12 protein-coding genes are annotated in these 21,493 nt (G+C 58.3%); 7 read left to right on the forward strand and 5 right to left on the reverse strand.

Translation table 11 applies throughout. The features are described 5' to 3' along the window. Window positions 1-17 precede the first annotated feature (17 nt). Genes NXC24_RS07130 through NXC24_RS07150 form a run of 5 tightly spaced genes read right to left on the reverse strand, consistent with a single transcriptional unit; the run spans window position 18 to window position 5,459 of the window. Window positions 18-1,139 carry a hypothetical protein gene (locus NXC24_RS07130; RefSeq protein WP_245463941.1) on the reverse strand — a complete coding sequence of 374 codons (1,122 nt, stop codon included), beginning with the start codon at window positions 1,137-1,139 and terminating at the stop codon, window positions 18-20. Continuing rightward, window positions 1,136-2,401 (reverse strand): capsule biosynthesis protein, encoded by a 1,266-nt coding sequence (locus NXC24_RS07135; protein WP_104822672.1) that lies wholly within the window; start codon window positions 2,399-2,401, stop codon window positions 1,136-1,138. Before NXC24_RS07135 ends, NXC24_RS07130 begins: the two co-directional genes overlap by 4 nt. A 29-nt stretch (window positions 2,402-2,430) precedes the next feature. Then, complete coding sequence (locus NXC24_RS07140; RefSeq protein WP_104822673.1) at window positions 2,431-3,084, reverse strand: ABC transporter ATP-binding protein; 654 nt, start codon at window positions 3,082-3,084, stop codon at window positions 2,431-2,433. Window positions 3,085-3,094: 10 nt separating this feature from the next. Then, window positions 3,095-4,393, reverse strand: a complete 1,299-nt coding sequence (locus NXC24_RS07145; RefSeq protein WP_104825051.1) for a capsule biosynthesis protein — start codon at window positions 4,391-4,393, stop codon at window positions 3,095-3,097. Beyond that, the gene (locus NXC24_RS07150; protein WP_104822674.1) at window positions 4,374-5,459 is read right to left on the reverse strand and encodes a hypothetical protein; all 1,086 of its coding nucleotides are present in this window, start codon (window positions 5,457-5,459) and stop codon (window positions 4,374-4,376) included. The genes NXC24_RS07145 and NXC24_RS07150 overlap by 20 nt, the downstream gene beginning before the upstream one ends. Before the next feature lie 326 nt (window positions 5,460-5,785). Between NXC24_RS07150 and NXC24_RS35040 the strand changes: the two genes are divergently transcribed. The 7 genes from NXC24_RS35040 to NXC24_RS07185 all read left to right on the forward strand — a co-directional run bounded on the left by NXC24_RS35040 (window position 5,786) and on the right by NXC24_RS07185 (window position 21,428). Beyond that, window positions 5,786-6,658 (forward strand): hypothetical protein, encoded by an 873-nt coding sequence (locus tag NXC24_RS35040; RefSeq protein WP_158704430.1) that lies wholly within the window; start codon window positions 5,786-5,788, stop codon window positions 6,656-6,658. 448 nt (window positions 6,659-7,106) lie between these two features. Then, window positions 7,107-8,285, forward strand: a complete 1,179-nt coding sequence (locus NXC24_RS07160) for a polysaccharide biosynthesis/export family protein (protein ID WP_104825053.1) — start codon at window positions 7,107-7,109, stop codon at window positions 8,283-8,285. 344 nt (window positions 8,286-8,629) lie between these two features. Beyond that, window positions 8,630-16,087: a type I polyketide synthase gene (locus NXC24_RS07165; RefSeq protein WP_104822675.1), complete on the forward strand. Its 7,458-nt coding sequence runs from the start codon at window positions 8,630-8,632 to the stop codon at window positions 16,085-16,087. Continuing rightward, window positions 16,084-17,505 (forward strand): aminotransferase class I/II-fold pyridoxal phosphate-dependent enzyme, encoded by a 1,422-nt coding sequence (locus tag NXC24_RS07170; protein ID WP_104822676.1) that lies wholly within the window; start codon window positions 16,084-16,086, stop codon window positions 17,503-17,505. Before NXC24_RS07165 ends, NXC24_RS07170 begins: the two co-directional genes overlap by 4 nt. Window positions 17,506-17,523: 18 nt before the next feature. After that, the gene (locus NXC24_RS07175) at window positions 17,524-18,375 is read left to right on the forward strand and encodes an SDR family oxidoreductase (RefSeq protein ID WP_104822677.1); all 852 of its coding nucleotides are present in this window, start codon (window positions 17,524-17,526) and stop codon (window positions 18,373-18,375) included. A 135-nt stretch (window positions 18,376-18,510) separates the two neighbouring features. Further along, window positions 18,511-20,088 (forward strand): sulfatase-like hydrolase/transferase, encoded by a 1,578-nt coding sequence (locus NXC24_RS07180; protein ID WP_245463942.1) that lies wholly within the window; start codon window positions 18,511-18,513, stop codon window positions 20,086-20,088. Continuing rightward, the gene (locus NXC24_RS07185; protein ID WP_104822679.1) at window positions 20,088-21,428 is read left to right on the forward strand and encodes a capsular biosynthesis protein; all 1,341 of its coding nucleotides are present in this window, start codon (window positions 20,088-20,090) and stop codon (window positions 21,426-21,428) included. Before NXC24_RS07180 ends, NXC24_RS07185 begins: the two co-directional genes overlap by 1 nt. Window positions 21,429-21,493: the final 65 nt, after the last annotated feature.

Consider the following 21,493-nt stretch of genomic DNA (forward strand, 5'->3'; position numbering starts at 1 on the left):
GCCTCAACGGCCGGCCATCAAGCCGTATCACCGAACCCATCGAAACGTATGCCTGGAAATGCCAGCGTCGCGCTCTGTCGCATTTTTTCCAGGGACTGTAGTGTGGCATTGAACGCGATCTCTCGCCGATGCCCATCCTCCACAAGCTGGTCGATTGCCGTCAGCCATTCCTCGGCTGTGTTGCCGATGTGAATCTCTCCGGCGACGGCGCAACGCGCGAATGTCGCGCATCGGGAAAATATGGCGGCGGCCCCCATGCGGCTTATATCGATCCGCTTGGTGTCTGCGCGGCTGTCGTTGGTCCTTCCCGCCAGGAGCGGCGCCAAGGCAATGTCGGCACCATGATTGGTGGTCCTCGCGAGATAGGACGACCACGGTAACTGCGGGCTTACCGTCATCCTAGCCGGTTCAATGCCCTGACGACGCCATCGACGCGCAAGGTCGCCATCGGCAAAGACTTCGAAATGCAAATTCTTATGCTTGTTCATGGCAGACCTGACGATCGGCATCAGGAACTCGTGCTCATGACGGTGAATGCCGGTCGCATGATAGACCATCTTTAGCGACGCAGCCGTTTCACCGATCATGGCGGGTGATTTCTGAGAGGGCTGCGCCGGCATGGGTGCGAGAATGTCGACCTTATGGTCCGAGTTTGTGAGCGTCCCAGCTAGGTGCTCAGTGGATGCCCAAAGGTGGGTCAGCAATCGGTTGAGGCGCGGGAGTGGCCGGATGGCGAAATTGAGCAGCCTGAATTTATAGGGCCAACTGGCTTCGTCGCCCGCGATAACGGCGGGGATATCGTCGTCAACGAAATAGGCTATCCCCGCCAGGCGTCCATGCCTCTGCTCCAGCCAGCGCAATTGCGGCGCCTTGATATAGCGGCAGATGATGACGAAAAGCCCTTCGCAATCGACGTCGCCCAATCCGTCGTCGAGCCCCTTCAGGATGACGGGAATATCGGCAAGGGCCTTGCTTCGCTCATCCAGATAATAGCTGACGCTGGGATTGGGGTATCGCGACAGGATGAGCAGCCGTTTTGCCGGCGGGCGAATACCGGACGCGGCCGAAGGCTGCGGTCTGGGTATCAATCCGTAGATGGCGCTGCGCAGACTTTGCATGGGTGGTTGAAGCGTGATCACCCCAAACGATTTCGCACTGTGGTCAGCACGCCGACGACAATGCCCCAAATTAACAGGGTCGCCGCCAAAATGCCGCCGATCCAAAGCCCTCGTTTCGGATATTCCGCTTCGTCCGGCAGATCGGGGGCAAGAAACGTGTCGAGATAGAGAAGCTGTTGCTTGCTGACAAACTGCACTTGCTCCAGCGTTTTCATGGCTGTGGCGAATTGCTGTTCGGCCAGGCTTTGTTCTAACTCCCGCTGAGACATCTCGACCGACACGTCGGCAAGGTTCTGCTCGGATTTATTCTGCCCCGCCACCTGGCTGTTCAGATCTTGCAGTTGCTTTTCCTTGCTGTCGATTTCGCGCTTCAGAACCTTCATTTGCGGCGCATTGGGCGATACCGTCCGGACCAAAGCATCGTATTTCTGCTGAAGATTGACCTTGTCGGTCTGAACGCTGGTTATCAGGCCCGTGAGGATTGCCGATGATCCCTCGACACTGAGGACGCCCGTTTGGTTGCGGGCGAGCTGAAGCTTCTGCCGCGTTGTCTGCAGTTGATTCTTCGCATTGTCCAAATTGGTTTGAGCGGTGGTGATGACATCACGCCAGATGCGGTTGTTGACATCGTTGACCACGGCTTCGGAAGCCGCAACAACCTCTTGCAACAGCTTCTGCGCATCGGTCGCCGAAAAGGCACGGACCTTGACCGTCACGATACCGCTGTTGGGGTCGGTTTTGACGGAGACCATATCCTTCCAATAGTCGAGCATCTTTTCCGATGACGCATCCTGCTTCAGCCTCGCCAACGGATCGATTTCCGCGTTTCCGTAGAGTGTCTGGAAGTCGATCTTGGCCTGGAGAGCAGTCACCATGTCCTTGCTGGCGATGAAATTGGTAACGATTTGGGTATCCTGAACGATTTGTGCCGATGGCAAGCCGGTTACCTTGGCCAGTTGGTCCTTGCCGAGCGCCGGCGTCGACGACCGGACGGTAAAGCGCGTTTCGGACTGAAATTGATCCGAGGCCATACGCGCAAAGTAATAGATCGAAGCGGCGTTTGGGATGACAAGAAGCAATAGCGTGGAAGCCAGTATCGCTCTGCTGAGAATTTGCTCCAGCGGGCGGGGGCGCAATCCGACTGCTTTGTAAAACTGGCTTCGCTTCGATGTCGAAAAGCGCAACTTTCGCGCAGTCACCGACAGTTTCGCGGCAACATCGCGGCTGTGCTGGATCGCGCTGAGCTGAACAGTTTCAGACGTCTTTCCGGTATCGTGAGCCATATGGGACCTTGTTGACAATCCGTCGCATCTTATCTGTTCAATCTGTAGTACGCTTCGATGGCCTGCTCGACCTGATCGAAAACCATAAGCCTGCCATCGACGAGCACCATTCCCTTGTCGCAATGCTGTTTGATCATGCTCATGCTGTGCGAGATCATGATCACGTCGGAATATTTCCGCCGGCTCTCAAATGCGATGCGACAGCGTTCCTGGAACCGGGCGTCGCCCACGGCCAGAACTTCATCGACAAGATAGCAGTCGAATTCGATCGCCATGGAGAGCCCGAAGGCCAATCGTGCGCCCATGCCCGAAGAATAGGTGCGCACCGGCGCGTTGATGTAGTCGCCAAGTTCGGCGAACTCTTCGACAAACCGGGAAACTCGCCGGACATCCTCTCCATAGGCGCGGGCGACGAAGTGAAGATTGGCACGGCCGGTCATATAAGGATTGAAGCCGCTGGCAAGGCCCAGCGGCCAGGACACCCGAACGTCCTTGGTGATCTTGCCTGAATTTGGCAGCATGGTGCCGGCGATCATCCGCATCGTCGTGGACTTTCCAGCGCCGTTCACGCCGAGCAGACCATAGGAATAGCCAGGCATGAATTCGCAGCTCACACGATCCAGGATGACTTTCTTGCTATTCTGCGTCTTGAAGTGTTTCGACACGTTCTTGAAGCGGATCATCGCGTATTTCTCATATCCGATGATCCTCCACCGACGCCCAAATCAATGAAAGGGTGGTCCAGAGAACCGCCAAACCAAGCAATATGATCAGCGGTGTGGTGACGCGGTGCGGAAATATGGCTTCGTCCGGAAGCGCCGGCTTTACGAAGACGGCCAAATAGAGCGTCTTGCGCAGTGCTTCCGCAAGCACTGCGTCGTAATTCCTTTGGGAGGCCTCATAGAGCTTCTCCGCAATCATCCGGTCTGTGTCGAGCTTGGAGTATTCCAACAGCGCTTGGGCAAGGCTCGCATTTTCCGGCCCGGTGAGCTCCGCTTTCTTCTTATCGATCTGAGCGTCAAGGCTTTGCAAGGCAAGGCTGAGCTGCTGATAGGTCGGAGACCCCTCGGCATGCGACTGCTTCATCACGAACAGGCGTGTTTCGAATTCGAGCTTCTGCGCAAGCAATCCCGTTAGCAGTGTACTGCTGTCTTTGGCCTGGGTCTGTGGGCTGAGAAGCCCGGATTGATGTTGGAACTGATTGAGCGCGGCCAGGGTATCGCTATAGGCTTTCCCGCTCTTTTCGACATCCGCCCGCATGCTTTGCACGATATCGTTGCGTGCGCGCTGCGAGAGCTCGTTGATCAGCGATTCGCTCTCCTGAATGATGGCGTCGGAGAGCTTTACGGAATCATCCGGCGTGAATGCACGCACCTTCAAGGTGATGATGCCGGAAGACACGTCGATGTAGGCGCTGACATGGTTTTGCCAATAGGTCAGAAACTCCTCATCGGATTCCGAAGAGCGAAATCGAGATATAAAATCCGCATCCTGCCGCGCGAACATGGATCGATAGTCGAGTTTCTCACCGATCCGTCTGAGGATCTCGGTGGAGTGAATGAAGCTCGTGACGACATAGGCATCCTGTGAGGCGGAGCGCATGTTGAGAAGGCCTGACGCCCCGCCGCCACTCTCGGATCCGCCGCTGCCGTCGCCCTTGTCATCCGAACTGGTGCCGGAGAGCGCGCGGACGGCGAAACGGGCTTCGGCAACGTACTGATCCGAAGCAATGAAGACGTAATAGATCAAGCTCGCCAGAAACGGCAGGATAACGATCAACAGGAAGCTGATGAGTCGGAGCGGCGGCTTGCCGCCGGCTTGGGGCACGGGGTCGTGCGTGCCAGGTACCGGCAAATACTCGATGTCTTCCAGATCATTGGGCCGGAGCCGTTCCGGCACCCTGCGTCGAAACAATGACGGCAGGATATGACGTGCCGGTTTTACCCGCGGATGTGGCTGATCGATTGTCTCTTCAATGGCTATTTTGGGCATGTCGGCTTGCATTCGTGTTCCGCAATTCCGGCGCGGTGGGTTTCATCGCCTCACGCACATAATGATCAAAAATCAAATCTTCCTCGAGTATCAGTTCGGCAATATGCAATGAGCGCAATCGCGTCGCAACGTCCTCCAGGGCGGTATGGCGCGAGAGCAGTGGAAGATCGCCTACGGAGATGCCAAGCAGCTCACCGATCGCGTCCTGAAAGTGAAGGCTGTCGGCATCGTGCCCGACAATGGTGAAACGCGACAGCAGGTCGACCGCCGCGGCGACATCGCCGCGCGTGACGAGTTGCTCCGGGGTTTTCGCGACCAGTTGGCGGGTAACGGGGGACAGCAGAACGTTTCTGACGTTCTGCGATGCTTTCTTGAGCGCCGATTTAAGGGACGCCTCGCTTTCGAGATTGACGTCGGCGAAGTGTTCGGCCGCAGGCGCCAGGATGATCCTGTCTCGGTCGCCGAAGAAGGAGATCTGGGTCTTTGCCATTCGTTTCAAAAGGAATATGCGCAGGGCCAATTCGTAATATGGGTCCGTAAGCAGAACGATGGCCTTGAATCCCTTGTCGAGAAACTCCTCATAATTCCGCAGCAGCAGCCGCCCACTGATGTAGATCGACTGGATGGCATTGAGATGAAAGGCTTGCAGCGCGGTTTCATGGCCGAAGCGTTCCACGGACGACAGCTCATATTGGAAATGGCGGCCGCAGTGATAGTCGAACTTGGCCATGGGCAGGAGTTGGGTCTCCAGCCGCAGGATCTTCAACGGGACCAGTCGCGACACCTGCGGCCGCCGATAGATCAGCAAGCCGGACTTGGCATCGTGGATCATGAGCGTATTTCGCTCGGCAATATCCGGAATGATCGATGCATTTAGCTTGAAGCCGACCCGCCCATTCTCATGTCGACCCGAATCCACCACCGCTTGCTTGATCTGATCGCAGGGCAAGACCATCAGCTCGCCATCCGCATCCGATACCCTGATATGCGGCAGATCGGAAAATCCGTCCGGAATGAGATAGCCTTCCAGAACTGTGCCCCGATCATATTCGAGATTAAACAGCACGGATGCCCTCCGGCGTCTCAAGCTTGCAGGCAGGAGCGAGGCGTTGGCCTTCAACAGCCGTCAGATTGTCATAGGTGCCTTCAAACACGTCAAGATTATCCAAAATACTCTCAGGCGCCGAGCGTCGGCATGCGTTCCCGTCAGGGAGCCGCCTGCGCTTTGCGTGCCAGGAGAGAAAAGCACGGTCCGCCGGAATGGCCGAAATCCTGATCCTTGACTAGGATGTCGCTGAATCCAAGCTTTTCCAACAGCGTTAATATATCGTCTCTGTGCATCCAAAAATGCCGGTCCTTCATACCACCGCAGAAGGACGCGTTCGAGTTGGCATGCTGATAGCTGCGTTCGTAGTAGCGTACCGGAACGCCCTCGATCATCCTCGTTTCGACCTTTCCGCTGAAAGGATTGCGACGCACATCGCCCGCCGGCATAGCCTCTTCGAGAAAAAAATGCGTCCAGATGAAAACGGCACTCGCGCGGCGGGCCAACAGTCTCAAAAACCCTCCGGGATCGGCCATGTGATAGAGGACGCCGGAAGCGACGGCAAAATCATAAACCTCATCGTGGTCGGTAAGCCACGCCTGAATATCGCCCAACAAAAACGAAGCGGTGTTGATATCGAGTATTTGCCTTGTCACCAGGCATCGCAGGAAACAGAGCCGATTTGCTTCGATGGCATCGATTCGTGCCGGACGCTCGCGGTGCAGCATATAAGTATGCATCCCCTCGAGCGGGCCGACTTCCAGAATCGTCTTTCCCTCAATCGAACCAAACGACCGCAGCGCCCAATCTATTCGGCCGTCCGCATAAAGATGATGTATTCCGGCTTTCAAATTGAGGGCGACGGGAAAGGCGCTGTTCCAGCCGGGAAGGGCGTCGATCGCATTCTGATGATCGGGTTTGCCCTGCTCATATTGGTCAAATATCGCCTCCAGAGAATTCCCCGTCACCTTTTTCCTGGATCGCTTTGCAAAACCGAGCATCGATTGCACCTTCATTTCCATCGGTATTTTCGTCCGGTTTTCGAGGCGCCTCTAAGCCGGCATAAGAGGCCGATTTTCTACCGCTCTGATCCACATCGCCGCGGCGCCTTGAGTGGTCGGCACAATCCACGTCACGGTCTTTTTTCGGGAATAAGCTTTACCCAACCTTGCTTCGATTTTCCCTATTATCTGCAAAGAATAAATCTGCCGTTCGGCTAATCTTGGGTTGTCTTATTTGGCTGCCTATATCGGGCACGGTTTAGAGCGCGAGGCTATCATAAGCAAGGTACCCTCATAAAAACGAGGAGGTTCTCAGATCCGTTTTTTCCGTTTCGGACGTGCAAGATTTCCAATCTTGCTTGATGTCATTACTTAAGGAATTCCTTTATCATTCAGTGAATATTAATTAAATTACTTGGAGAATTTCGGTAGAAATTGCCTTATTTCCGTTTTCAGCCTATATCGCATAGGTAGTGCTGCCATGGCGTGAGTTCGGAAGTATGCTCATAAGAACGCACATAAATTTTTTTAACGGCATTAGTGCAAAATCGGCTTGTTGAGGGGCGCTCACTATGCTTTTCAGGACGCCGACTGATTTTATGAATAATGCGCTGGCCTGACCGACTCGGTAACAGCAGCCGATATTGATTTTGAGGTTTTTCAATTGATTCGCGTAGGAGCGGCGTTACTCGTTTGCGTGGTTCTGGCGGGATGTAATTCCGTCTCGAGCGAAGGGCCGCTGGCCGGTGCGATAGATGATGATGCCGGGCAATCGGGCGTGGAACTCGGGCGCAAGAATGCGGCCGTCTTCGATGTCGTCGATATAAACAGCCGCACGGCGCGCTTTGTCTCGGACTATGTGTCCAGCGCACTCAATCGTCGGTTCGGGATAGGCGGCCCTGTCGGACGTGTCGTTATCGGTGTCGGCGATTCGCTGAAAGTGACGATCTTCGAGGCTGGCGCCGACGGTTTGTTCTCGACGGCCCAGTCGAAGCAGGTATCCCTGGATATTATCGTCCAGCCGGATGGGACTGCAGCCATCCCCTATGCCGGCACGGTCAAGTTTGCGGGCAAGACATTGGAACAGGCCCGTCAAGCGATCCTGGCGGCGCTGGCTACCAAGGCGGTCGAGCCGGACGTTATCGTGACGAGTACCGGTACGTCATCGCGCACGGTGACCGTTTCCGGCGCCGTCGGCCGTCCGTCGATGGTTCCTTTGGATCTGATCGGCGAAAAGATCACCCAGGTCATTGCCAAGGCTGGCGGACCGGTCACTCAGCCTTATGAGACCTATGTGACCTTGGTTCGGGGCAACAGGACCGGAACGGTTCTTCTAAAGTCGATCATCGAACATCCCACTGAAGATATTTACGTTCAGCCTGGCGATCAGATTTTCCTCGTGCGTGATCCCAGGACCTTTACCCTTCTTGGCGCCGTTAAGGGTGACGGCCGCCTTGAGTTCGGGGCCAACGACTTGAACCTGCTGGAGGCTGTCGCTCTGGGCCATGGCGCGGTGGATGAAGCCGCCAATGCGCAAGGGTTCTTCCTGTTCCGGTACGAAGAACCGGAAATCGTTCAGAACCTCCTCGGTGCCGCTCGTTTCCAGGAGCTGGTGCGTAAGGGAATGGCGCCGGATTCCAAGGGACGATATCCGATCGTCTATAGATTCGACATGTCGCATCCCGACAGTCTCATTGTCGGCCAAACGTTCCCCGTCAAGAGCCGGGACGTCATCTATGTATCGCGTCATCCCTCGGTCGACATTCGGAAATTCCTGACGCTGGTCGGTGCGCCGCTTAATATTGCCTCGCAGGGTGCTGCCACCGCTGCCAATCTGGGGCAGTGACATTGGCTTGATCGCGGAGGCGGCGCGGAACGCGCCTAGCCGCAGTTTCAATGCCGACGTCAGCATATCGCATCGTCGAAAGACTGGCTTTCATTGAGCAACAGAGGATTGCGAGAGCCGGCGGGATGCGTCTTCCTTTTGAGATTCCGATGGTGGTTCTTCTAGGAAGGGTTGTGGTGAGCCGACCCTGTCCCGCTTCGGATCAGGGTCGTGTTGTTTGTCGATATGGTGTTCAGCCCTCGGTTTTTGCAGGTGACAACCGCGGACAATTGTGGTGTGAACGGGTGATAAGCAAATATGGCTACTTTCATCCTATGTAATTTTAGAGACGACGCCGAGATACTATGACGGTTGAAATTATCGGACGGGCGAGTGTTGCCCCGGGCGCGGATTCGATTGAAGAACTGCACCTCGTCCTCAAGGAAGGACGTTGCACGGTCAACCGGATCCCCGATGAACGCTGGGATCTCGCACGTTTTTGGCACCCCGTCGTCGGTACGCAAGGGAAAACCTATAGCTACGCCGCCGGCGTCATGGCCGACATCTACTCTTTTGACCCTGCAGTCTTCGGTCTTTCGCAGCGTGAGGCGATGCAGATGGATCCGCAGCAGCGCATCCTTCTGAACCTCGTCTGGCGGGCTTTGGAAGATGCGAATTTGCCCGTCGATAGCTTCGAAGGCGAAAGGGTCGGCGTCTATGTCGGCGCTTCCTCGCTTGACCACGGCAATCTCACCGCCGAAGATCCGGCCGCTGGCAGCCCGTATTTCATGACGGGCAACACGCTCTCGATCGTTTCCAACCGCATTTCGCATATTTTCGGCCTACATGGCCCGAGTATGACGATCGATACGGCCTGCTCGTCGTCGCTCGTGGCGCTCGATCAGGCGGTGAGGGCGCTGGAATGCGGCGATATCGATACTGCGATCGTCGGCGGCATCAACCTTCTGGTTCACCCGCTATCGTTCGTCGGCTTTTCCCAGGCGCGCATGCTGTCGCCGGAAGGGCTTTGCCGCGCCTATGACGATAATGGCCGCGGTTACGTTCGCGCGGAAGGCGGCGCGGCCATCATCCTGCGCAGGACAGATCGCGCTTTGCGTGAGAAGGATCGCAGTTACGCTCGGCTCCATGCGATCGGGGTGAATTCTTCCGGCCGTACAAATGGGATTTCGTTGCCGTCGCGCGATGCACAAGCCGCTTTGCTGCGTTCGATCTATGAAGGGCAGAACATCGACGTCAACCGCATAGCCTTCATCGAAGGTCATGGTACGGGGACTAAGGTTGGCGATCCCGCCGAGATTTGGGCGATCGGCAATATCATTGGCCGGAACCGCCGGGCGCCGGTGCCGGTCGGCTCAATCAAGTCCAATATCGGCCATACCGAGCCCGCCTCCGGTCTTTTCGGCCTGCTGAAGGCGATGATCGCGCTGGAGAACAATTTTCTGCCGGCATCGCTGCATTTCGAGCAGCCGAATGAAACCATCGATTTCGAAGGATTGAACGTTCGGGTCAATACATCGGCCATCGAGCTCCTTCCGGCCAAACGGCCGCGCTTTGCCGGCATCAATTCCTTCGGCTTCGGGGGCACGAACGCCCATGTCGTCATCAGCGATCCCGATCCGGTCGCTCCGCCCGAACCACCATTGCGGGGCGAGGGCACGATTTTCGTTGCGAGCGCTCATACGGCTTCGGCGCTGTCGAAGCTGCTCGAGGACTACAGGAGCCGGCTCGAACGGGCAGAGCCCAAGGAAGCCCGGCAGATCATCGCGGCCGCCGCTGCCAATCGCGAACCGATGCGCCACCGTTTCGCCGCCAAGGCCAAAGACAGCGCCGCAGTGCTTGCGGCGATCGATGCGCATCTTGACGGTGAAAATTCCGTTGGTGAGGTCGGCGAAGTGCCGGGACAGGCGATCAAGATCGCCTTCGTCTTTTCCGGCAACGGCTCGCAATGGGCGGGCATGGGCGTCGAGGCTTATCGGGAAAACAGCCATTTCCGGCAGTGTTTTCAGTCGTTCAGCGCGCTCTTCGAATATTATCTCGCCGAGAAGCTTACGGATATCCTGGTTTCCTCCGATTTATCCATGCGGCTCGCCGACACCAAGATCGCGCAGCCTCTGCTTTTTGCAATTCAAGCCTCCCTATCGGACTGCTTCTCGGCGCTCGGTGTGAAGCCCGATGCCGTCTTTGGCCACTCCGTCGGCGAAATCGCCGCCGCCTATGCGGCCAAAGCGCTGACGGCAGCCGAAGCGGTCGCGATCGTCGCCAAGCGTTCGCTGCATCAGGATCTTCTCGCCGGAGAAGGCAAGATGGCTGCGGTCGTTCTCAACGAGGATGCGGCGCTCGCCTTCGCCAAATTGCACGGTCTCCACGACATCTGCATCGCAGCGATCAACGCGCCGAATTCGATAACGATTTCTGGCCCGGTCCATGAGATCGAAGCATTCAAGGAGGCAGCTCGCAAGTCGCAGATCGTCGCGCATATCCTCGACATCAACTATCCCTTTCACCATCCGATCATCGATCGGGCAAAGGACGCCTTTCTGGCCGATCTGCCTGACGTCGCACCGGATGCCGGCAGCGGCACCTTCATTTCAACGGTAACCGGCGCTGCCTGCGACGGCCGTTTGCTCGATGCTCAATACTGGTGGCGCAATGTTCGCGATCCCGTGCTTTTCAAGACGGCCTGTCAGGCGGCCATGGCGATGGGATGCAACCTGTTCATTGAAATCGCGCCGCGCCCGATCCTTTCGAATTACATGACGGAGATCGCCAAGCAGGCGTCCGTCCAGGCGGTTGCCATACCGACATTGCTGCGGGAGCCGCCGCTCTCCGGGCGGGATCCGGTTTCGCAGGCTTTTGCGCGCGCTGTCGCACATGGCGCGTCGGCGCTGCGTTCGCGCGGCAGCGCCACGCGCAATGCCTTCGTTAAGCTGCCGTCTTTGCCGTTCGAACCGGTGGAGCTGCGTTCGCAGCCAACAACGGACGAAATCGACATTTTTGGCCGCGACGGCAAGAGCCCTTACACCCTGCTGGGCTGGCGCACGGACCCCAACGCCTCCACCTGGAAGAACCATCTGGATGCGCATCTCTTCGCCGATCTCGCCGAACATGTCGTCGACGGCAAGTCGATCTTGCCGGGCAGCGGTTTCATCGAGATCGCCGTCACGGCAGCTCAGCGATATTACCAGACGGATGCGGTTGAGATCGGCAATCTCGAAATCGTCAGACCCTTGGAACTGCGGCAGGATCGGATGGTGGAACTGTCGACCATCCTTTCCCCGGAGACGGGCGATATCGAGATCCGCTCGCGTGAGAGGCTGAGCAACGACGACTGGACCGTTCATGCGGTCGCGCGCGGCCGCAAGCCGATCGGGAAGGGCGATGCCGAAGACAGAGCCGCATGGCGGTTCGAGGAAGAGAAATCCATTCTCACGTCCGAGAAGACCTATGAAACGGCCGAGCGTTTCGGGCTGCAATATGGTCCGCATTTCCAGCTTCTATCGAAGGCTGTCGCTTTCGGGCGCAGCGTCATTGAAGTGGAGCTGAAGCCGGCTGCCGCTCCCGCCCATCCGTTCGTAACCTACAACCTCAATCCGATGTCGATCGATGCGGCGTTCCACGGCCTCGTCGCGCTCTTCGATAAACTGTCGGGCGATGAGGCGGGAGCTCCCTATATCCCGGTTCGTTTCGGCACTGTGCGGGTAGCTGGCAAGGGAAGACCGGTTGTCAAAGCGGTCATTGAGATCGATCGGTTCAGCCGGAATTCGATCAAGGCCCGCTTCCGGATGTTCGACGGCGACGGCGATGAGGTTGCCGTTTTCGACGATTGCCGCTTCCGCCGCACCTATCTGCGCCGGCATATGACGCTCGATTCCGTCTCCTTTCACTATGAGACCGTGCCATCGGCGATTTTTGGCCGCCGATCCGCATCGGACATGGTTATGCCAGATGCTTCGGCACTGCGCGGTCTCAATGGAAACCATTCGCTCAATAATGCAACCCTGCTTCTTGACGCAGCAATTTACCGGGCATGCCATGAGATCGCCTTGGCGATCGCGGGCAGGGATGGTGCGGTTTCGCTTTCAAACCTTCCGGACGATCCGGAATTCCACCCGTTCCTGATCAACTGCCTCTATATTTTGGAGGATGCCGGCATCGCTTCGGCTGATGATGGCAAATGGCATATTCCGCTCGATTTTACTCTGCCGCCGGTGGGCGAAGTGCTGCAGGAGCTCTATCGCGAAGATGCCGGCCGGGTCGCCGAAGCAATTCTCGTCAACAATGCCTATCGCGAAACCCTGGAGCGTCTGGCCGCCGTTCATAGACATGTGCTTGGCCAAAAGCGGGCCGAGGCAACTGTTCATACGACTGGCGGAGCGACGCTGGAGCATGTGCTCGTTCACTCGCCCTTGAGCAGCAGGCGGCTTTCGCTTGTTGCCGAGGCCCTCGCAGTGTCCATCGAGACCAATCCCGGCGATATTGGTTTTATTCTGGAAGCGGGGTCGACATCCGCAGCCTTTAGCCAGCGGTTGGCCGCGATCGCCGCCAAGGCCGGCGCCAGCCTGATCATAACCGAGCCGCGAGAGCAGGTGCGCCGTGCACTTGAAATCGCCTTCGAGGGTGCCGCACATGTCATCGTCGCGGAGCCTGGCAAGCTTGCCGATCAGCCACTCGCCGACGTTATCATTGCGTGTAGTGATCAGAGCCAGCATCTTCTATCCCATGACGACGGGCTGAAAGCCGCCATCCGCAGCGCTGCCGCGCGTGGCGCGCAACTCCTGTTTGCCGATCGAGCGCCGAGCGTCTTCAACGATTTCGCGTTTGGCCTGTCGGAGGGATGGTTCGCCGACAGTCAGTCGCCGGAATTCCCTGTAGGCCAGTTGGGTACGCTGCAGCAGGTCGAGGATATCCTTGCGGCGCTCGGTTTCGGCAAGCCTCGGATCGAGGAGCAGGTATTCCCCGAAGGGGTGCTGATCACGGCGTTGGCTGCATCCGAAGGTCAAGTCGAAGACGAGCCTGCTGTATCCCGCGCCGACGCACCGCTTTTAGTTCTGTCCGAGCGTGGCGCGAGCATCGGCCTTTCCGATATGCGGATGATCGCAGTCGACGTCAGAGCAGCGTCTTCGAACCTCGCCGAGGTCCTCGCGTCCCACCATCCGCGCCATATTCTCTATCTGGCAGAGCGGGAGGGCGAGCGCGGCGCGTCCGATCTGTCGCGGATGCGGCTCGACGTGTTCGCAGAGCTGGCCGATGCATTGACGAGATATGCGGAGGGTGACAGACCGCGCCTTGTAATCGCGGCTCCGGGCGGTTCGCCGCTTGCCAAAGAGCGGGTTGATGGCGCCAATGCCGGCTTGTGGGCCTTCGCGCGCGTGCTGCAGAATGAATATGATGGCTTCGACGTGCACCTGCTTGATGCCGAAACCGACGATGAGCGGGCGATCGCAGCCGTTGAGACCCTTCTTTTCGCCGAGACCAATAACCGGGAGTGGATGCTCGACAGGGTAACCGGCGAGATCCGCGAAATCCGGGCCGTGGCCGGGCCTTTTGCGGCGACCGAGATGAACCGCCGCGATGTAGCCTCGGCGGCGATCCGGCAACATACGAGTGGCCGGTTGGACAGCGTTGTTTGGGAAGAGGCGGATTTGTCGGCGCCGTCGGATGACGAGGTCATCATTGCCGTCGAAGCCACCGGCCTCAATTTCCGTGACGTCATGTGGGCGATGGGCCTGTTGCCAGAAGAAGCGCTGGAGGATGGGTTTGCCGGCGCAACGATCGGCATGGAGTTCGCCGGTCGCGTCCTGCAAACCGGCTCTGCCGTCGGCGACCTCCAGCCGGGCGACAAGGTCATGGGCATTGGTCCCGCTGCGTTTTCGACCCACGTGCGCGTGCGCCGCGATGGTGTCACCAAGCTGCCGGAGACGATGGACACGCTTGCCGCGGCCACGGTGCCCGTCGCCTTCCTGACCGCCTATTACGCTATGGTCGAGCTGGGGCGTATCCAATCGGGTGAAACCATCCTGATCCATGGCGCTGCCGGCGGTGTCGGCCTTGCCGCGTTGCAGGTCGCTAAGCTCAAGGGCGCTAAGGTGATCGCCACCGCCGGCACGGTCGAGAAGCGCCGCTTCCTTCAAATGCTCGGCGCCGACCACGTGCTTGACTCCCGCTCGCTGGATTTCGTTGCGGGCGTTCGCCACATTACCCGGGGCGAAGGCGTCGATCTTGTGTTGAATTCGCTGTTTTCCGAGGCGATGGAGCGAAGCATCGAGCTGGTCAAGCCGTTCGGCCGCTTCCTGGAATTAGGCAAGCGCGATTATTATTCCGACCGCAAGATCGGTCTGCGCCCCTTCCGCCGCAATATCAGCTATTTCGGCATCGACGCCGATCAACTGCTGGTCAACGCTCCCGCCTTAACGAAGCGGATCTTTGCGGAGATCGGTCAGCTCTTTGCCGATCACAAGCTCACTCCGCTGCCCTATCGTGCCTTCGGCTATGATGAGATCGCCGGTGCTTTCCGGCTGATGCAGAATGCCGGTCATATCGGCAAGATCGTCGTTCGCCCGCCTGTTCTCGGTGTCGATCCTGTCTTGCCGGCGCCGGCTAAATCGCTGCGGCTCGATCCCGCCGGCATTTTCCTCGTGGCTGGGGGTATCGGCGGTTTCGGTCTCGCGGCCGCCAACTGGCTCGTGTCCAAGGGTGCGCGCCGCATCGCTCTGTGCTCGCGCCGGGGCGTCGCCGATGAGGAGACGCTGAACACCGTTGGTGAATGGGAGAAGAAAGGCGTCGTGGCAACGCTGCACGCCTGCGACATCACCGACGAGGTTGCTGTCGAGGCACTGCTTGGCTCGCTTCGTTCCGAGGGTGCGCTGAAGGGCATTATCCATGCCGCCATGGTCTTGGACGATGGACTTCTCGCCAACCTGACACCAGAGCGCAATCGGCCGGTTATCGAGGTGAAAGTCAGGGGTGCCGACAATCTTCATCGATTGACCCGGAATGACAGCCTCGATCTGTTCCTGCTGTTTTCGTCCGCGACGACGATGCTCGGCAATCCTGGGCAAGCGAATTACGTCGCAGCGAACGGCTATCTCGAAGGTTTAGCGCGATCGCGCCGCGCCACCGGTCTGCCGGCGCTCGCCGTTGGCTTCGGCGCCATTGCGGACAAAGGATTTCTTGCCCGCAATATCGAGGTCAACGAGCTCTTGTCCAAGCGCATCGGCAAGGCCGCCTTGAAGGCGCGCGATGCGTTGGAGCAGGTCGAACGTTACATGCTGGCCGATACCGGCGAGATCGATGCCGCAGCCGTTATGATCGCCGAAATTGATTGGAGTGCGGCACGCATGCTGCCGATCGCCGCCCGGTCGCTGTTCGAACCGCTGATGCGCCATGCGGGCGATCATCAGTCCCTGAACGATGGCGACATCATCGATCTCAGCGAATTGATCAAAGGTAAATCCGAGGAGGAGGCGCAATCCGCTTTGCACGTGATCGTGGCTTCGGAAATTGCTGCGATCCTGCGCGTGACCGAAGATACGATTACACCCGACAAGGTGCTGAAGGATATCGGCCTCGACAGCCTGATGGCGATGGAACTCGGCATGAGCTTCCAGCAGAAGACCGGTTTCGACATTCCCTTGAGTGGGATCGGGGAGGGGACGACGGTCAGCGACGTCGTCAGCCGCTTGCGTGACAGGGTCATGAATCGTGGTGGCGGGGAGGTCGAGGGTTCGGCGGCGAGCGAGGATCAAGTGGTCAGCCGATTGGTCCAAAGCCACTCCCTTCAGAAGAAGGCCGCACGCTCATGACGCAAGATGCCAATGGGGTTGTTCCGCCCGGCGACAAGAAAAGCAGCCTGCTGGAGCAGATGCGCCGCGCCAACGAATCTTCCGGACGCAACCGGGCGGAGCGGTTGAACAGGCAGCCGCAGCAGCCGGTTCGTCAGGCTCAGCGCTTCGAGGATTTGCCGGAATATAAGCGCGTCATGACGCAGAAGATTGCCGGCGAGATGGCCGGTATCGCTAATCCTTTCTACCGCTCGCATGATACCGCCGCCGGCGCGACGACAAAGATGGGCGGACGAGAATTCGTCAATTTCGCCTCCTATGATTACCTTGCCACCAATACCGACCCTCTCGTGGCAACCCGTGCCAAGGAAGCCATCGACCGTTTCGGCATCTCAGCTTCCGCCAGCCGCCTTGTCGCCGGAGAGCGGCCGGTGCATGTCGAGCTGGAGCAGCAGCTCGCCAAGCTCTATGGCGTCGATGCTGCTGTCTGCTTCGTCAGCGGCTACTTGACCAATGTGGCGACCATCGGCTGTCTGCTGGGGCCGCAGGACCTCGTCATCCACGATGAGTTCATCCACAACAGCGCGCTTGCCGGTATCAAGCTTTCCGGCGCGGCGCGGCGCCTGTTCAAGCACAATGACGCAGAAAATCTTGAAAGCATCCTGAAGACACTGTCTTCCGACTTTCGCCGTATCCTGGTCATTGTCGAAGGCATCTATTCCATGGACGGCGATGTCGCCGATCTCCCGGCGCTTCTGGAGCTGAAGGCCCGGTACGGCTTCTGGCTGATGGTGGACGAGGCTCATGCGCTCGGCATCCTCGGCGAAAAGGGACGCGGCACCTTCGAGCATTTCGGCCTCGATCCGCGCGATGTCGACATCTGGATGGGAACGCTTTCGAAGACGACATCGAGCTGCGGCGGCTATATTGCCGGCAGCAGCGCGCTCGCCGATATCCTGAAGGCGGAGGCAGGCGGCTTCGTCTATAGCGTCGGTCTTGCCCCGGTTCTGGCCACGGCGGCCATCGCCGGCTTACAAATTCTGGAGTCCGCACCGGAGAGGGCCGCTCGGCTCAGGCGCAATGGCAGCCTCTTCCTGCAGCGTGCCAGGGAGGCGGGCCTCGATACCGGTCTGAGTCTTGGCTTTTCCGTCGTTCCCGTCATCGTCGGCGATTCGCTGCGAGCGGTGCAGCTTTCCAATGATTTGCTGGGCGAAGGCATCAATGTGCTGCCGATCATTCACCCGGCCGTGCCCGAAGGCATGGCGCGGCTGCGCTTCTTCATCACCTGCAATCACACCGAAGAGCAAATCCGCCGTTCAGTCGCCGTAACGGCCCGGAAACTCCAGGATTTACAGGATCGGAATTTCGGCCTGGCGTCCATCGATATGGACAAGGTGATGCAGTTGTTGCCGGCGCGCCAGGCCGCCGGCAAGCCATAGACTTAAGGCGATCAGGTCATGCATGTCATCGTCACCGGAGGCTCAAGCGGGATCGGTCTGGCGATCGCCAAGCTCTATGCCATCAGAGGCGACCGGGTGTCTCTTCTTGCTCGCCACCCCGGGCGTCTGGAAGAGGCGCGTGTTGAGATTGCGACCATGGCAGGCGTCGATCTTTCTTGCATCCAGATTGCCTCCGTCGATGTCGCATCCGCCAAACAGGTTTTGGAAGCCGTTGAGGCCTGCGAGCGTGCTTTCGGACCTTGCGACGTCCTGATCGCGTCTGCCGGCATCGTCGAGCCATCTGCTTTCGATATTATGCCGGCCGTAGTTTTCGACGAGCAGATTGCCACCAATCTCCTGGGAACGGCGAATATCGTGCGCGCTGTCTATAAGGGCATGAAGACCCGTCGCAGCGGCAAGATCATGATGATCTCCTCTGGCGCCGCTTTGATCGGCATTTACGGCTACACCGCCTATTGCGCCTCCAAGTCGGCGCTGATCGGCTTTGCCGAAGCCCTGAGCGCAGAAGCGGCCATCGCCGGGGTGCGTGTCGCGATCTGCTTTCCGCCGGATACGCTCACGCCGCAATATCACCGTGAAATGTCGATGCGGCCCGCCGAGGCGGAGCTATTGATGGGTACGGTCAAGCCGTGGAGCGCCGAAGCCGTGGCGGCAAAAATCGTCGGCGGTCTCGACCGCGGCAAGGCCCGAATCCACTTTGGATGGTCGCTGACCGCTCTCGCCTATTTCGGGCCCTTGATAAAGCCGCTGTTGATATGGTGGTATTCTCGCAAGCTTCGAAAAATAATTGAGCAAGGACGGGATGGAAGCCTTGCCCGCTCGATCGACAAAGGCTTTGATCGGGGCTGAACGAAGTTTCCATAATTTATGTCATGCTCCAGCGCGCCTGGTGAGACACATAGAACGATAGAATTTTGGAATTGGCGGCTTTTTCCGGTTTTTGGAGCGAGCTGCCGCAGACTATATATCTTGGACGGTTTAGTTTTGAAACTTCATGATTTTCCGGCGCTGTTGACGCTTGGTTGCTTCGCTTTTTCCTGCGTGGTCATTTTCCTGACCGACCCTTTTGCGATGCCTGCCGCAGTCAACAAACAAAATCATACAGAGAGAAGTTTGAAGCGGCTGGCGTTCGAATGGGCGGCAAGAATTCCCGTCATCGCTCTCATCTACGGCTTCTTCTTCGCAATCTCCTGGCGTCCGATTTATGGTGCGCAGGGTGCGATCAGTTTCTTCGTCATCTTCACCGGAATTTCGCGCGCAAAATTCGAGTTCATCCGCGAACCCCTGGTCTTTTCCGACATCGCCCTAGTGGTCGATGTTTTCAAATACAAAGAGATTTTCTACGCGACGTCTCTGAACATCGTCTTCTGGGTCATCGCGCTCTCCTATGTATTCGGCGTCAGCGCGCTTTATATGTATTTCGAGCCCTCGATCCTGCCCAGCCACAACGGTTTCCTTTGGGTTCTCGTGATGCTGGCGATCGCCTTCGGCCCCTGGCTCGCCTTATTCAGCCGGATCGTCAGCGGCCCCGTTTGTCGTTTCACACAGAATGTTCTCGGCAAGGTCGACGTCAAGAAGGATACGGTCCGATTCGGCACTTTTGAATCCGTCGTCTTTCATTTCGTCATCTGGGTGGGCGTCAGGCGCGAGGCTATCGTCACTCAGTTATCGGAACGCTTCATTTCCGCTCTTCATGAACTATGGGAGCATGGCGACGACGAACCGTTGATCGTCATATGGCAATCCGAATCCTTCATCGATCTCCGGCATTTCGGCGTGGAAAACGTCAAGCTGCCCAATCTTGACCGGCTACGGGAGCAGGCCGCCCAATGGGGCCGCATGACAAGCGTTTTCGAGGGCGGCTATACGCTGCGCACCGAGTTCGCAGTGCTGAGCGGCTTGTTGCCCGAAAACGTCCATATCGACGCGAGCTACCCCTATTTGCGCGCCAGCCACTATAAGGATGTTGTCTGGCCGCAACGGCTGCGGAAGGCCGGTTGGAAGACGCAATTCATCCACCCCTACGACAAAACTTTTTTCCTGCGTCACAAGGCCATGCCGCAGCTCGGTTTCGACCGGATGATGATGCTGGACGAATTCGACCACCGGCCCGACCGCGACGGCCCCTATGTCAGCGACCTGTCGCTGACGAAAAGCGTGATTCGGGCGATCGACGAGGATGGCGCCGGAAAAAATTTCGTCTTCGTCGCTTCCATGGCGAATCATGGCCCTTGGGAGCCCGGCCGCTGCGGCGACCTGACAAATCCGGTCGATATCTATAGCGAGCTGCTGATGCGCGCCGACCATGCGCTGGGCAATCTCGCGCATCACTTGGATCGGCTCGACCGTCCTGTGTGGCTGCTATTCTACGGTGATCACGCGCCGCTGCTGAAGGCCTTCGCCGATCCCTTCCCCGATCCGCGCACGGACTACATCGTCGTTCCGCTCGGCCGTGCGCGGTCGCACTCGCAAAAGCCGATGCCGCCGCAGGAAGAAGCGCCTTGGAACCTCATCGGCACGCTGCTGCGCTACGCCGGCCTCAGCACCGAGGTTCCGGAGTGATGGCTGACGGGCAGGGGGATGCAGCGGCTTCTCCGCGTGTCTTTCTTTTCCTGCAAGGGCCGTCCTCACCGCTTTTCGTTGAAATCGCCGGGGGGCTGGAAGCGGCAGGCCATCGCTGCATACGCATCAACCTCAACCCGGGCGATTGGATATTCTGGCGCCGCCGTGGCGCCTTCAATTATCGCGGCGGCTTTGCCGGTTGGCGCAGCTACGTTCGCCGCCGAATCGAGGCCGACAGGGTCACGGACCTGATTCTTCTCGGGGAAGAGCGCCCGTACCATCAAGTCGCCATCGAAGAGGCGAGGCGGCGAGCCGCTAGTATCAATGTCGTCGAGATGGGATATCTGCGGCCGGATTGGGTGACGCTCGAGCGTGACGGAATGTCATCCAATTCCCGTTTTCCCGTCGATCCGCTATACCTCGTCCAGGCCGCGGCGAGCCTTCCCGAGCCGGACTGGAGCCGTCGCTTCAGTCACAGTTTCCTGGCCGAAGCGGCCTATGATCTCCTCTACAATCTTCCCAACGCTTTTCTGTGGTTTCTCTATCCCGGCTATCGGCGCCATGCGCTCTATCATCCGCTGGTGGAATATGCGGGCTGGCTCCGCCGGCTGCCGTCGAGCGGCAGGCGTGCACGGGAAGCGGAGGCGACCATCGAGTGCTTGATCACCGCTGAGACGCGATTCTTCGTCTATCCCCTGCAGCTTCAGACGGATTATCAACTCCGCTCGCACTCGCCCTTCCATCGACAGCAGGATGCAATCAAGCAGATCATGCAGTCGTTTGCCGCGCACGCAGCGCCAAACATGCATTTGGTTATAAAGCTTCATCCGCTCGACAATGGGCTTGTCGACTGGAGGGGCTATATCCACGGCATAGGCGCAAGGCTCGCCCTGTCCTCCCGCATCCATTTTATCGACGGCGGCAATCTCGAAAAATTGATTTCGGCAAGCCAGGGCATGGTGACGGTCAATTCCACCGCCGCACTTTCCGCCCTGCAGGCTGAGAGACCGGTAAAAGCCCTTGGAGCGGCGATCTACGATATCGACCGTCTGACGGACCAAAAGCCATTGGACCTCTTCTGGGGCAATCCAGCAAAGCCGTTGCCCGGCCTTCGCAGCGCATTTCTGAAACTGCTTGCCGCATCGGTGCAGGTGCGCGGGAATTTTTACTCGCGGGCCGGCGCACGGGCGGCATCCGCTGAGATCGCTAAGCGGCTCCTATCGCGAAGCGTCAACCTCCCGGCCGCCTATATCGACCCGCCGCCACGGCAAAGGCCGACAAAGATCGATATTCCCGACCCGAAATTGACATACCCTCCGCCTATGGGAGATTCGCGTTAAACCTAACGCAGCGATTCGATGTTGGGACAAAGCGCGAATAAGCAGTTTGCGGGGAGCAAACGTCA

This window comes from Rhizobium sp. NXC24 (assembly GCF_002944315.1).
GTDB lineage: Bacteria > Pseudomonadota > Alphaproteobacteria > Rhizobiales > Rhizobiaceae > Rhizobium.